Raw genomic sequence first — 14,895 nt, 5'->3', positions numbered from 1 at the left:
AATTCAGCAGTGAGATTAGATTTAGATAAAAAAGAGGTTATGTCAAAAGCCTTTTATCCTTTTGGCATAACCTCATATTATTAGGTGAGAAAAATTATTCCGCTTCGTTGATTGAATTGTCAATCACCTTGATTTTCTGTTTAACCAGTTCTATGTCACCTTTCAGCTTCTCGACTTTACGGTTAAGTTCGGTCAGGAGGCTGTTGCCTTTCTTGGACGAAGCAGTCAGGAAGCCTAAGTTGTTTTCGTAAGTCTGCAATTCGTTTTTCATGTTTTCGCAGGCGCGTACCAGTTTGTCCCGTTCACGATAAAGGGCTTGCGGGCTGCCTTCCTGGATACTGCTGATGGACGATTTGAAATTACTCAACTTCTTGTTGGAGGCACTGATGTTGAAGTGTTCAAACAGCTTGTCTATCCGGCTGTGGTATTGTTTGTAAATTTTGTCTTTTTCTTTGAATGGTACATGTCCTATGCCGTTCCACTCTTTCATAAGTTCGCGGACCAGTTGGGTGGCTTCTTCCACATCCATTGTTTCGTCAATGGCTGTCAGCTTTTCGATAATGGCTTTCTTCTTTTCCAGATTCTCCTGTTCAACGGAACGTTGTGAGGAAGTTGCCTTGTTTTTCTGTTCAAAGAAGTAATCGCAGGCGGAGATGAACCGTTTCCAGATAGCATCCGAATATTTCTTGGCAACGGGACCTACCGTTTTCCACTCTTTCTGGAGTTTGGTCAGTTCGTCAGCTGTTGCTTTCCAGTCGGTACTGTCTTTCAGGGCCTCTGCTTTTTCGCATAAGGCACGTTTCTTTTCAAGATTCCCGTTCATGCCTTCTTTCAGGGATTTGAAGAATTCCCCTTTCTTCTGGAAGAACTCGTCACAAGCTTTGCGGAAGCGTTCGAATATCTTCACGTTCATCTTTTGCGGAGCAAAACCGATGGTTTTCCATTTATTTTGCAAAGCGATGATTTCCTGGGTTTTGTTTTCCCAGGAAGCGAAGTTGGTAAGTTCGCTGTAATCAATGGCCTCGATGATTTCGCAAATTACGGTCTTTTGGTCGAGATTATGTTGCTCGGCCTCTTTCAGGGCTTCAAAATGCTGCTGGTGACGGCGGTTCACAGTAGTAGAAGCTGCTTTGAAGCGTGCCCATATTTCATCGCGCAGCTCTTTGGCTACCGGTCCTGTATCGCGGAATTCCTGATGCAGTTTCTGCAATTGATGGAAAGCGGAAACAACATCCGCTTCGTCTGCCAGTTTCTCGGCAGCTTCGCAAAGGTGGTTCTTGATTTCAAGATTCTTCTTGAAGTCATATTCACGGAATTCGTTGTTCAGTTTTAAAAGGTCGTAGAACTTTTCGACATACAGCTGGTAGTTCTTCCACAGCTCGTTAATCCTGGCTTGCGGCACAATTTTAACCTCATTCCATTGCTGTTGCAATTTCTTGAATTCCGTATAGTTCTTGTTGGCGTCTTCCGGAGATTCCACCAACTCTTTCAGTTCTTCGATGATGGAAAGCTTGATTTGCAGGTTTAGCTCTTTCTGTTTTTCCTGCTCTGCATTGAGTGCGTTTCTTTTTTCCTTGATGACGGACATGGTATTCTTGAATTCCTCTTCCAAAGTATCGGCTTGTGGAACGAACTCTTCAATAGCTCCCCCATTCTCAACGAACAGCTTCTTGGCGGCTTCCTGCTCTGAGTTATGTAGTTTGTAGAAAGCCTGTTTCAAACTGTCTATCTCCGATTTGGCAGCATTCTCTACATCTGCGGCAATCGCTTTAAGCTTGTTCAGAATCTCTTCTTTAGTGAGTTTTTGAACTGATTCGGCCGGCTTGTCAGTCAAGGTTACCTCAGCGGGAGTCTCTGTTGTTGCCGGCTCAGAAACCTCTGCTGTTTTTTTGTCTTCTTCTAATTCCACCGGCTTGTCGGGGAGATTAGTGTCATGAGTGTCCGTCATTTGTATTTACTTTTTAGAAACGGGATATCCCGTTCGGGTTACATTAGGTTACAAATTAATGAAATAAAATGATTACTTCATACTTTTTTCATCGTTTTTTTTCGATTTAGCCGTTTCAGGCCAATAGTACGGTGATGCCCATATACATCATCATGCCGATAATGTCGTTGGTGATGGATATGAACGGTCCTGTGGCAATGGCCGGGTCCACTTTCAGCTTTTCGAGTGTCATGGGTACCAATGTTCCGAAAATGGAGGCGAACATGACAACGGCGAACAGACTGATGGATACCGAGTAGGTAACTGTGGCCGTACCGCCGAACCGTACAAAATTGTATATGTACACCAGCAAGGATATGATGGTTGCATTGATTGCCGCCACTACGGATTCCTTGGCGATTTGCTTGAATGTGTCTTTGGCATCCAAAGAACTGTTGGCAAGTCCCTGTACGATAATTGCAGAGGATTGGGTTCCTACATTTCCGCCTGTACCGCCAATCAGAGGGATGTACAGCGCCATTTCGGGATGTGCGGCGAAGGTAGCGTCAAAATTACCCAATATCATGGAGTTGCCGATACCGCCCAGCATACCGATAAGCAACCACGGCAGGCGTGCGGAAGTCTGGCGCATGACGTTGTCGTCCGTCTCCACATCCTGTGACAAACCGGATGCCAACTGATAGTCGCGTTCCGATTGCTCACGAACCTCGTCCATGACGTCGTCTACGGTAATCTGCCCTACCAGGCGGCCTATGCTGTCGACAACAGGTACTGCCACCAAGTCGTATTTCTCGATAATCTGCACCACTTCGTCTGTGGGAGTGTCTACATGGACGGAAATGGGGTCTTTCCTCATTACATGCTTCACTTTGGAGACGGAAGGAGAGGTAATCATTTTCTTTAGCGGGAATACACCTTGCAGCCGTTCGTCATCGTCAATGACATATACGTAGTAGATTTCGTCCAACTGTTCGGCTTGCAGGCGCATCTCTTTCAGGCATTCAGGCATACTCCAGTTCTCGTTGACGGTTACCATTTCCGTACCCATCAAACCACCGGCGGTATCTTCATCGTACTTCAAGAGGTCTACGATGTCTCCGGCCTGCTCTATATCCTCAATATGCGACAGTACCTCTTCTTTTTTCTCCTCGTCGAGGTCACGCATCAGGTCTACGGCATCGTCCGTATCCATATAATCCACAAACCGCTTGGCAATGGTTTCCGAAGGCAGAAGTTCCAGGAATTCCTTCCGGACGTCTTCATCCATTTCTACCAGTACGTCGGCGGCTGTTTCGTTGTCGAGGAGACGGTAAACGAAGCGTGCCTCTTCGGGCGCGAGGTCATTACACAGTTCGGCAATATCTGCCGGATGCAGGTCGATAAGAAGCGCCTTGACGTTTTCCGCGTCTTTCTGCTCTATAAAGCTTTTGACTTTATCTATGTATTCTTCGTCTATTTCCATAACTCATAGTGTATTGGTAATAGTGTACCGTTAAGGGCTGAAACCGTTAATTTCTCATTTTTCTGTCGTCTCTTTCAATGCTGTTTCCACCTGATTGGTCAATTCTATAAACTCCTGCACGGAAAGTTGCTCGGGGCGTTTGTTGAAGAGAGGGTCTTCGGTCAGCGGACATTCTTTGCCGAGTATCGGTTTTATGGAATTACGCAAGGTTTTCCGGCGTTGGTTGAATGTAGTTTTTACAACTTGTTTAAACAGCTTTTCGTCACATCCCAATTGCTGCGTGTCATTGCGCGTCATGCGAATAACAGCGCTTTTTACTTTTGGGGGAGGATTGAACACGTGTTCGCTTACGGTGAAGAGGTATTCCACCCGATACCAAGCCTGTATCAGTACACTCAGAATGCCGTATGTCTTGCTGCCGGGACCGGCTGCGATACGCTCGGCAACCTCTTTCTGTATCATGCCCGTACAGCACGGTATCAGTTCTTTATTATCCAGCATCTTGAAGAATATCTGGCTGGATATGTTATACGGATAATTGCCCGTCAGTACGAAAGGCTGTCCGTCGAACAGGCGTTGCAGGTTCATTTTCAGGAAGTCGTCTTCGATGATGTTATCCTCCAGTTGCGGGTAGGCTTCCCGCAGATAGGCCACCGATTCATAATCCACTTCCACAACTTTTACCGTGCGCTCTTTGGGCAGGAGAAATTGGGTCAGCACTCCCATGCCCGGTCCTACTTCCAATATCGGAAGATTGGGACAGGCGTCTACGGTGTCGGCAATGTCCTGTGCTACTTTCAGGTCTTTCAGAAAGTGCTGGCCGAGAAACTTTTTAGGTTTAACTAATCTCATGTATCAACTAAATCGTTACTTTTGCGGTTCAAAGGTAATCCTTTTCGGCGAATTACGAGTTACAAATCACAAATTACGACGCGTGCCGGATGAATTTTAAGGGAAAACGATGAATAAGATAATAAAAAAAACATTGAAAATCGTGTTGCCCGTTCTTTTGGGCGGTTTTATCCTGTATTGGGTGTATCGTGATTTTGATTTTGAACGTGCGAAAGAACTGCTTTTGCATGGCACTGACTGGGGGTGGATGCTGTTTTCATTGTTTTTTGGCGTAATGAGCCATGTGTTTCGCGGGTGGCGTTGGCGACAGACGCTGGAACCGTTGGGGGCTTATCCTAAAAGGAGCGATTGCGTGGACGCCATTTTCATTTCCTATGCTACCAATTTGATATTGCCTCGTGTGGGTGAAGTGTCGCGTTGCGGTGTTCTGGCTAAGTATGATGATGTATCGTTTTCCAAATCTTTGGGAACTGTGGTCACCGAGCGGTTAGTGGACACCTTGTGTATTCTTTTGATTACGGGACTTACCTTTCTGGCTCAGATGCCTGTGTTTCTCCGTTTCTTTCAGGAAACGGGTACAAAAATTCCTTCGCTGATGCATCTGTTGACATCGCCCTGGTTTTATGTCTCCCTGTTCTGTGTTATCGGCGTGCTGGTGCTTATGTACTATCTGATGCGGATGCTTTCTTTTTTTGAGAAAGTGAAGGGAGTTGTGCTGAATGTATGCGAGGGGGTAATGTCGCTCCGCAATGTGAAGAACATTCCGCTGTTTATTCTCTATACATTGCTTATTTGGGGATGCTATTTCTATCATTTCTATCTGACTTTCTATAGCTTTTCTTTTGCGGAGCATCTTGGCTTTCAGGCTGCAATGGTGATGTTTGTGGGCGGGACGTTTGCTGTAATCGTACCTACACCCAACGGGGCAGGTCCCTGGCATTTTGCCGTTATCACCATGATGATGCTTTATGGTGTGAATGCTACGGATGCTGGTGCTTTTGCACTGATAGTGCATGGCATTCAAACCTTGCTGGTTGTGTTGCTCGGTATCTATGGCGGGCTACATGTTTCGTTGGTAAACCGTACGAAATGAATGACTTGAATTGATACTTTCACAGAAATATAAACACATAAATAACCCATATGTCTGATACTTTATCATCTGCATTTGCAGATACGAAGCCGCATTATAACATACTCGACGGGCTACGTGGAGTGGCGGCATTGACAGTTGTCTGTTTTCACTTGTTCGAGGCTTATGCTACCAGCCATTTGGACCAGAAGATTAATCACGGATATTTGGCTGTTGATTTTTTCTTTATTTTATCCGGATTCGTTGTTGGCTATGCTTATGATGATCGGTGGAAAACAATGCGTATTGCTGACTTTCTTAAACGTCGGTTTATTCGTTTGCATCCTATGGTCATTATCGGAGCGCTTATTGGAGCTGTAATGTTCTATTTTCAAGGCTGTTCTGTTTGGGATGTTTCACAGGTGCCCGTAGTGGCGCTGATAATTGCTACGCTAATGAATGTTCTTCTGATTCCGGCAACTCCCGGTATGGAAATTCGAGGCGTAGGTGAAATGTATCCTCTGAACGGACCGAGTTGGTCTTTGTTTTTTGAATATATAGGCAATATTCTATATGCATTCTTTCTACATAAGCTCTCTACAAAAGTCCTTTCCATATTGGTGTTGTCAGCGGGTTGCGGACTGGCCATATTTGCTCTTTGGGGGCCGCTTGGCGATATATGTGTGGGCTTTGCTTTGACGGAAGAAAATATAATAGGTGGTTCTTTACGGTTGCTGTTCTCATTTCCGGCGGGATTATTGTTGTCACGTATATTCAAGCCTGTCAAGGTACGAGGAGCTTTCTGGATAGGGAGTTTCTCTATTGTGGTTTTATCGGCGATTCCCAGAATCGGTGGCAGTGAACATTTATGGATGAATGGCTTGTATGATACTATATGCTTTGCCGTTGTATTCCCTTTGTTAGTCTGTCTTGGGGCTTCGGGAAAGACTACGGATAAAGTCACGACACGGGTTTGCAGGTTTCTGGGAAATATATCCTATCCGTTGTACATGGTGCATTATCCTTTTATCTATCTGTATTATGCTTGGGTTAAGAATGAGAACCTTACATTCATACAGTCTCTGCCGGGTGCGGTAGCACTTGTTGCGGGTTCAGTTGTTTTGGCTTACTTATGTCTGAAACTGTATGATGAACCGGTACGCAGGTTTCTATCCCGGCGACTTCGTATAAATTGAACGGGGTTTTACCGATTTTTGCAATTCCGATTAGAGCGATATTGAAAAATAACTCTTATATTTGCGAAAACAACTTTTATAATTATGAGTACAATCTTGCAGTTAGCTCCACAAAATGTGTGGAAGCATTTCTATTCGCTGACTCAGATACCCCGTCCTTCCGGACATATGGAGAGAATAACTGAGTTCTTGGTAAATTTTGGTAAAAGTCTGGGCTTGGAATCATTTGTTGACGAAGTTGGCAATGTCATTATCCGTAAACCTGCTACACCAGGTATGGAAAACCGAAAAGGTGTCATTCTGCAGGCACACATGGACATGGTGCCGCAGAAGAACAACGATACGGTTCATGATTTTACTAAAGACCCTATTGAAACGTACATTGACGGTGATTGGGTGAAGGCCAAAGGTACTACTTTGGGAGCTGACAACGGATTGGGCGTAGCCGCTATTATGGCTGTACTTGAGGCAAAAGACCTGAAACATGGTCCGTTGGAAGCGTTGATAACCAAGGATGAGGAAACGGGTATGTATGGCGCATTCGGCTTGAAACCGGGTACACTAAACGGTGAGATCTTGTTGAATCTTGATTCGGAGGACGAAGGAGAACTTTATATCGGTTGCGCAGGCGGTATTGATATTACGGCTACATTGGAATATAAGGAAGAGACTCCTGCTGCTGATTTAGTAGCTCGTAGAATAACTTTGAAAGGTTTGCGTGGCGGACATTCCGGATTGGAAATCAATCAGGGACGGGGCAATGCCAATAAATTGCTTACACGTATCGTACACGATTTGCTGATTGAGTTCGATTGTCAGTTATCAAGTTTTGAAGGTGGCAATATGCGTAATGCCATTCCGCGTGAGGCACATGCCGTATTGGTATTTAATCCCGAAGACATTGAAGGATTGGAAGACTATATCAAGGAATATGAGGTACAGATTAATGAAGAATATACTTCGATTGAAGAAGGCATTGTTGTAAAACTGGAGAACGTAGACTTGCCTGCTGCCATTGTTCCCGAAGAAATTCAGGATAATATGATTAGTGTATTAATGGCCTGTCAGAATGGGGTTATGCGTATGATTCCTACTGTTCCCGATACAGTGGAGACTTCTTCCAATCTGGCCATTGTAACGATTGGCGGCGGTAAGGCTGATGTTCGTATATTGGCTCGCAGCTCTTGCGATACGATGAAAGATTTCCTGGCAGATAGCCTGACAGCATGTTTCTCTATGGCAGGTATGAAAGTAGAACTGAGCGGCAGTTACTCCGGCTGGCAGCCCAATGTGGATTCTCCGATTCTGCATGCCATGACGTTGTCCTATAAGCAACAATTCGGTGTAGAGCCGGCTGTAAAGGTGATTCATGCAGGTTTGGAGTGCGGTATTATCGGCGCCAACTGTCCGGGACTTGATATGATTTCTTTCGGACCGACGTTGCGTTCACCGCATTCGCCCGATGAACGTGCATATATCCCGTCTGTAACGAAGTTCTATGACTTCTTGGTTGCTACTTTGGAACAGACTCCCGAAAAGTAATTTTCTTTATACATAACAATGTGAAAGCAGAGTGTGGTTGCGCTCTGCTTTTTTTATTGCTGCCATTTTCATCCTGGTCTGTCAGAATTACTTTGCTTTCCTGACATTTTGTCCTTGCTTGCTACTGTAATATTGCAGGAAATTGATTTAGGTCAAGAAATATGTTTTAAAACATGTTTTTCTATATGTTTTCACTTGTAATCTTGAACAAAGGCCTTATTTTTGTGTTGTAAAACATAGAAATGATAGGATAACAAGTTATTTTTAAGAATAACAAGATTGATTTTAGGAGGATAACAAAATGAAAAAGTTAAGAAAATTGTTCAGACATTTCGGTGAAGCCGATAAGAACATTTGGGGTTATGTAATGCTTTAAGCATTCATTCCCCCTTTTTAAGAGAGAAAGTAGTTTTCAGTTTTCAAGATGTTAGTTTAGTTTTTTAAGGTTATGAGAAGAAAGAAAATAATGGATTCATTCAGACGTATTCTCGCTGAGGTAGGTCGTAATGAGATGTTGATGATGGGATATACCATCAAGAAATAAAGAAAAAAGTGTTTTCAGGGTATCAGTTTAATTTTTAAGATTATGGGAAAAAAGATTGTAAATTCTTTTAAAGACATTCTCTCCAGAGTTGGTGAGAATTGGATTGAAGCAATGAAGTATTATAACTACCCGAGATGAGTGTAGTAATTGATAAGAAACCGGGGGATATGTTCTGAGAATGTATCCCCCGGTTTCTTTTTATAACCGTAGGTTTTTATGTCAGTATATGCTTTGTTTCTTTATTTTTTCTAAAAAGCTGGTACAATGTGGTTATTATTTTGTTATTTTTACAGTGGACATTCATGTAGCGGAGATATGAATGCAGCTAATCATACAGATAAATCTTTATTGTTTGATTCCTGATTCGCATAAAAAAACAAAAACTAATAACAATAGAATAGCTATGAAGAAATTCCAAAGATTTTGTACATTGTTTCTGCTGATGATCGGGTTGTGCTCCTTTGCTTTGCACGCTCAGTCCTATGCAGGTTTGTGGAGGCAGGTGGAGCAGGCTCAAAAGAAGAGTTTGCCGCAAACGGTAGTGAAGCTGACGGAGAAAATCTACCGGAAAGCCGAGTTGGAGAAAAATGCTCCGCAAATGCTCAAGGCATATATCTGTCGGGAGGCCTATCAGGAAAGACTGACTCCGGATAGCCTGTATACGAATTTGAAGAAGTTGGAAAGTTGGGTGGAATCGGAGAAAAACCTGGTAAATAAAGCTATTCTGCATTCATTGCTTGCCCGCGAGTATTCGGACTATATGCGGCATAACCGGCGGCAGTTATCAGACCGTACGGCGCTGGATGTGGACGAAGCTCCTGCCGATATCAGGGAATGGAGTACTAACCTTTTTGTTGCTAAGGTAGATGAACATAACCTGGCTTCATTGAAGGACTCTGTTCGTTTGCTTGAGGTCTCTTCCAAGGAATATGTGCCTTTTGTCGAGCTGGAAGATGGAAGCCGCTTCTATGGGCACGATATGTATCATCTGCTGGCGGCCCGGGCTGTCGATACTTATCAGTTGTTGGACGGCTTTCAGGTGGATACATTGCAACGTGCCCGCATCAACAGTGTTTATATAAATATGATAAATGCTTATCGGCATCGCGTTGGGGCAGAAGATGCGGTAGTGCTGGCAACGCTTGATTATTGGAAGTGGAAAAGTACCGGCGGCGGTATAAGTCGGGAGCCTTATACCACTTATCGGGAACGGAAAGAACGGCTTGATAAAGAGCATCTTGAAGTGTTGGATAATCTGATTCGGGAATATGGCGGTCGTGAGATTTGCGCGGAAGTTTACATTGATAAAGCCGGTTGGCTTCGCGGTTTGGGAGCGTCTTATATGGATGAGGTTTTGCAGGTATGCGATGAAGGAGTGAAGCGCTATCCGGCTTATAAGCGTATCAATGAACTACGGAACATAAGGGAGAGTGTTTTGCAGCCTTATTTGAATGTCAGCACTCAAGAGAGCGTTTATCCCGGTGATTCGTTGGAGTTGAATGTGGGTTATCGGAATCTGAAAGGTTTTACACTGAATCTCTACCGTACGAATCTCTCCGAAGTGCCCTGGATGGATGCCGGAATCAACAAGGCTTTCTATCAGAAGCATGCCCGTAAATTATCAGCTACCCATTTTGAACTGAAATCTTCGGACAGCAAAAGCGGGAAAGAGGGAGAACTGTTGAGCGGTTTGCAACGTATGGTTTTGAAATGCCATGTGCCGGACGAATTAGGCGTATATATACTGCAAATTGTACCTGATGCCGCAACGGCCCGTACTGCAGAGCACTTTCTCGTCTCGACCCGCTTCAAGGTGTTGACGCTTTCTTTGCCGGATAATAAGATGGAAGTGGTTACGGTGGACAGCCGTAGTGGGCAACCCATTTCCGGTGCAAAGGTCAGTTTCTATTCCGCTTACAATGAAGAAAACCGCAAGCTGGTGAAAACAGTTATCACCGGTACCGGTGGAAAAGCGGTTGTGGAATGGGATAAGGCTATCCGCAGTTATGTGGCACGTAAGGGAACGGATACAGCCATGATGCCTCAGAATGTCTATTTGAACAGATATTACGAACGCGGAGAGTCACGTCCGGAAGAGCATATCACCCTGCTGACAGACCGCGCCTTGTATCGTCCCGGTCAGACCGTTTATGTCAAAGGTATCGCTTATGAACAAGAGGCGGACAAGGCTCACGTTTTGGCAGGGAAGAGTTATCAAGTACGTTTGTTGGACGTCAACAGGAAAGAACTGGTACAGAAGAATGTAAGTACCAATGAATTCGGTTCCTTTACCACTGAATTTGCGTTGCCTGCAGTCTGCTTGAATGGTAACTTTACAATTGATGTAAAAAACAACGCTTCCGTTTCCGTACGGGTGGAGGATTACAAACGGCCTACCTTTGAGATTACCTTTAATCCGGTGGAGGAGGCTTTCTGCTTGGGAGATACGGTGGATGTAACAGGCAATGTCAAGGCATATAACGGGACGGCAATTCAGGATGTTCCGCTGACATATACCGTTACCCGTCGCAGTAACCGGAGATATTGGGGAGATGGGGCCGTATCGCTTGTTTCGGATACGGTGCAACTGGATGCAAAAGGCAACTTTTCCATTCCTGTTGTTCTGAAGCCGGATACGGATGCGGATAATACGGGTAGGGAACGTTTCTCCTATCAGATAGAGGTAGCAGTGACAAGTGATACAGGTGAAACGCAGACTTCGCATTACTTTCTGAACGCTACCCGTCGGGCTTATTTCTTTGTGTCCGACATCAGCAGGGAGTTATGCAAAGAAGATTCCATATCGGGAATGCTGTCGGTAATGAATGCCGTTAATGAAACGCTGTCCATGGAAGGGATGTGCCGTCTTTATCCCGTTCTTGATTCCAAGACGGGAAAAATCTCCGACAAGCCGGTTTATGAGAGTGCGTTTATGCCGGGCGAAAAGAAAGACTTTACAGCTTGGAAACAATTGCCGTCGGGAGAGTACCGCTTAATTCTGTCGGTGCGCGGTCGCGACGGCAAGGAAGTCAGCAATGCGGACAATGCGGTGAACATTGTACTGTTCTCGCTGAAAGATGAACGTCCGGCTGTGTTTATGGAAACTTTCCTTTATGAAAAGAATACGGAGTTTGATGCGACTCATCCGGCAATCTTCTATTTTGGCACTTCCATGAAGGACGCATACGTTCTGGTAGATGTTTTCGGGCAGAAAGGCAGATTGGAGAGCCGTACTTTGTCGCTGAACGACTCGATTCTCCGTATGGAATATCCTTATCGGGAAGAGTATGGAGATGGGGTTGCCGTGCAGTTTACTTTTGTAAAGAACGGACTGCTATATACCCGTAGGGTGGAATTGCGGAAACGTCTGCCGGAACGGACGCTGGATATGAAGTGGGAAGTCTTTCGCGACCGTTTGCGTCCGGGGCAGGAAGAAGAGTGGAAGCTGGTCATCAAAACTCCGCAAGGTTTTCCCGCCGCAGCCGAGATGCTGGCAATGATGTACGATGCTTCATTAGACCGGATTTATAGCCGTAACCAGTCATTAAGCGTTTATTACAACCGGTATATTCCTTATTACTATTGGGATATCAGTAATAATAACGGAAAAAGTTATGCTCCTTACTTCCCAGTGAGGTCGTGGAGAGTTCCCGTTTGGCATTTCGATTATTTCTGTTCTCCTTATAACGGGGTTGCGGAAGTACTGCAAATAGTAGAGAACGATGCGGTTCTTTGCGAGCCGACAATTGTGGGGTATGGAGCCACACGGACCAAAATGGAAACAGGACGTGCAGTTGAAGTGAAGTATGTTCCGGTACAGGTAGAAGAAGGAGTGGCAGATGTTGTTTTTGAGTCGGAGACTATTCCTCTCAATGAACAGGCGTTACAGCCTATGGCCGATTTGCGTACTAATTTTGCGGAAACGGCTTTCTTCTATCCTCAGTTACGCACGAATGAACAAGGAGAGGTCGCTTTTTCCTTTACCATGCCACAGAGTCTGACACGCTGGAATTTCCGCGGTTATTCCCATACTAAGGATATGATGACAGGCATGCTTGACGCTACCGCTGTCACCGCCAAAGAGTTTATGCTTACTCCGAATATGCCCCGCTTTGTACGGGTAGGCGATAAGACACAGATAGCTGCCGGCATTGCCAACCTGACGGGTAAGGCAATAAAAGGCACAGCCGTATTCACCCTTTTCGATCCGATGACGGAGAAGATTATTTCCACCGGTCGCCAGAAGTTCTCGGTGGAAGCCGGAAAGACAGCATCGGTTAGTTTCCGGTTTGATGTAACAGACCGTTACGAACTGCTTGGTGTCCGTATAGTTGCCGACGGCGGTACCTTCAGCGATGGTGAACAGCATCTGTTGCCTGTACTGAGTGATAAGGAATATATTACAGAGACGCTTGCCATGCCCGTTCGTGGTGAAGAAACGCGTACTTTCTCGCTGGACAGTCTGTTCAACGGTAACAGCCGTACGGCAACCGACCGTCGCTTGACCGTGGAATTTACAGGCAATCCGGCATGGTATGCCGTACAAGCCCTACCTGTACTGAGTGAGCCTTCAACGGATAACGCCATTTCCTGGGCAACCGCTTTCTATGCCAACACTTTGGCGGGATATATTGCAAATAGTCAGCCGCGCATTAAAGCGGTATTTGATAACTGGCGTCTGTCGGGTGGAACAAAGGAAACTTTCCTCAGCCGGTTGGAGCAGAACCAGGATGTGAAGAATATTCTGTTGGGCGAATCTCCTTGGTTGCTCGAAGCTACTACAGAGGCTGAACAGCAGCAGCGTATCGCTACCTTATTTGATGTTAACCAATTAAATTACCGTAATATGGCATCCTTGCTCAAACTGAAAGAATTACAGGGCGAGGATGGTGCATGGAGCTGGTTCGGCGGCATGTCCGGCAACCGTTATGTAACGGGATATATCACCGGATTGCTTGTCCGTCTTTCTTTGCTTACGGATAAGGCATTGCCGGAAGAAGCAGCGATGATGAAAGCCAAGGCCTTTGACTATCTGAACAAAGAGGCTCTGAAAGAATACCGTGCTATCCGCAAGGCAGAGAAGAATGGAACGAAGATTACCGTTTTGTCGGATGCCACTATGGAATATATGTATCTGGTATCTCTCGGTTCGGTAAAGCTCTCCGGAGAATATGCAAAAGCATTCGGTTACTTCCTTACCAAGCTGGGACGTAATCTTGAGAGCGGTACCATGATCCGTAAAGCGCAGACAGCCGTTATCCTGCAGAAGGCAGGACATAAAACGGAAGCGGATGAGTTTATAGCTTCCATAAAAGAACACCTTGTACAGACGGATGAAATGGGAGCTCATTTTGCTTTCCATGCCAATCCTTATACTTGGGGTATGATGCCTGTACCCGCTCATGTAGCTGTAATGGAAGCTCTGCGCGAGGCAGGCGGCAATGATGCTTTAGTAGAAGAAATGAAGCTTTGGCTGCTGAAACAGAAACAGACGACAAGCTGGGATTCTCCGGTAGCTACTGCTGATGCGGTTTATGCGTTGTTGTGTCAGGGTAGCAATTTGCTGGAAAGTAAAGGAGATGTCCGCATTACTTTGGGTGATAAGGTGTTGGAGACTTTCTCTCCTGCAAAGACCACCGTACCCGGATTGGGATATGTTAAGGAAGTCTTTGCGCAAGGCAGTCCTGAGGTGAAAGCAAAGTCCGTTACCGTAGAGAAAAGGGATGCGGGCATTGCATGGGGAGCTGTCTACACACAATTCTTGTCGCCCATATCCGATGTGAAGCAGCAGGGCGGAGCATTGAACATTGAGAAGAAACTCTTTGTAGAGCGCATTTCGGCCGACGGGCAGAAATCTTTGCAACCGTTGACAGAGGTAGCACAGCTCTTCGTGGGTGATAAGATTGTTTCCCGACTTACTGCCCGTCTGGACCGTGCCATGGATTTCGTTCAGTTGAAAGACCAGCGCGGAGCTTGTTTCGAACCGGAAAATTCGCTTTCGGGTTATCGCTGGAACAACGGGGTCGGATATTATGCGGAAGTGGAAGATGCAGGAACCAATTTCTTCTTCGATCATCTGGGTAAAGGCGTTTATGTATTGGAACATAGCTACCGGGTGGCTCGTGGTGGTACGTATGAAACCGGACTGGCTACCGTGCAGTGTGCCTATGCGCCGGAATATGCTTCTCACTCTGCTGGAGGAACTGTTATTATTAAATAGGTCGGATAGATTTACTTGCTATCGAATGTTTATAGGTTATAAAAAGCAGAACGAAAATC

7 protein-coding genes are annotated in these 14,895 nt (G+C 45.4%); 4 read left to right on the top strand and 3 right to left on the bottom strand.

Going from position 1 to position 14,895, the window contains the following annotated elements:
• Positions 1–94: 94 nt before the first annotated feature.
• From NQ565_RS00515 to rsmA, 3 genes are all read right to left on the bottom strand, one after another.
• The gene (locus NQ565_RS00515) at positions 95–1,948 is read right to left on the bottom strand and encodes a DUF349 domain-containing protein (RefSeq protein WP_005657534.1); all 1,854 of its coding nucleotides are present in this window, start codon (positions 1,946–1,948) and stop codon (positions 95–97) included.
• A 115-nt stretch (positions 1,949–2,063) separates the two neighbouring features.
• Positions 2,064–3,410, bottom strand: coding sequence for a magnesium transporter (gene mgtE, locus NQ565_RS00510; protein WP_005657533.1), 1,347 nt, complete (start codon positions 3,408–3,410; stop codon positions 2,064–2,066).
• 54 nt (positions 3,411–3,464) lie between these two features.
• Positions 3,465–4,262, bottom strand: coding sequence for a 16S rRNA (adenine(1518)-N(6)/adenine(1519)-N(6))-dimethyltransferase RsmA (gene rsmA / locus NQ565_RS00505; protein ID WP_005657531.1), 798 nt, complete (start codon positions 4,260–4,262; stop codon positions 3,465–3,467).
• A 109-nt stretch (positions 4,263–4,371) separates the two neighbouring features.
• On the opposite strand from rsmA, the gene NQ565_RS00500 reads away from it, so the two are divergent.
• The 4 genes from NQ565_RS00500 to NQ565_RS00485 all read left to right on the top strand — a co-directional run bounded on the left by NQ565_RS00500 (position 4,372) and on the right by NQ565_RS00485 (position 14,836).
• Complete coding sequence (locus tag NQ565_RS00500; RefSeq protein WP_005657530.1) at positions 4,372–5,355, top strand: lysylphosphatidylglycerol synthase transmembrane domain-containing protein; 984 nt, start codon at positions 4,372–4,374, stop codon at positions 5,353–5,355.
• Positions 5,356–5,405: 50 nt separating this feature from the next.
• A complete protein-coding gene (locus NQ565_RS00495) occupies positions 5,406–6,530 on the top strand; it encodes an acyltransferase family protein (protein WP_005657528.1) in 1,125 nt (374 codons plus the stop codon).
• An 84-nt stretch (positions 6,531–6,614) separates the two neighbouring features.
• On the top strand, positions 6,615–8,072 hold the full coding sequence (locus NQ565_RS00490; RefSeq protein WP_005657527.1) for an aminoacyl-histidine dipeptidase: 1,458 nt from the start codon (positions 6,615–6,617) through the stop codon (positions 8,070–8,072).
• A gap of 947 nt (positions 8,073–9,019) precedes the next feature.
• On the top strand, positions 9,020–14,836 hold the full coding sequence (locus NQ565_RS00485; protein ID WP_040316260.1) for an alpha-2-macroglobulin family protein: 5,817 nt from the start codon (positions 9,020–9,022) through the stop codon (positions 14,834–14,836).
• The last annotated feature ends 59 nt before the right edge of the window (positions 14,837–14,895 follow it).

Source organism: Bacteroides stercoris ATCC 43183 (assembly GCF_025147325.1).
Classification (GTDB): Bacteria; Bacteroidota; Bacteroidia; order Bacteroidales; family Bacteroidaceae; genus Bacteroides; species Bacteroides stercoris.
The sequence above is the reverse complement of the archived record's forward strand: the minus strand, read 5'-3'. Positions and strand labels throughout refer to the sequence as shown.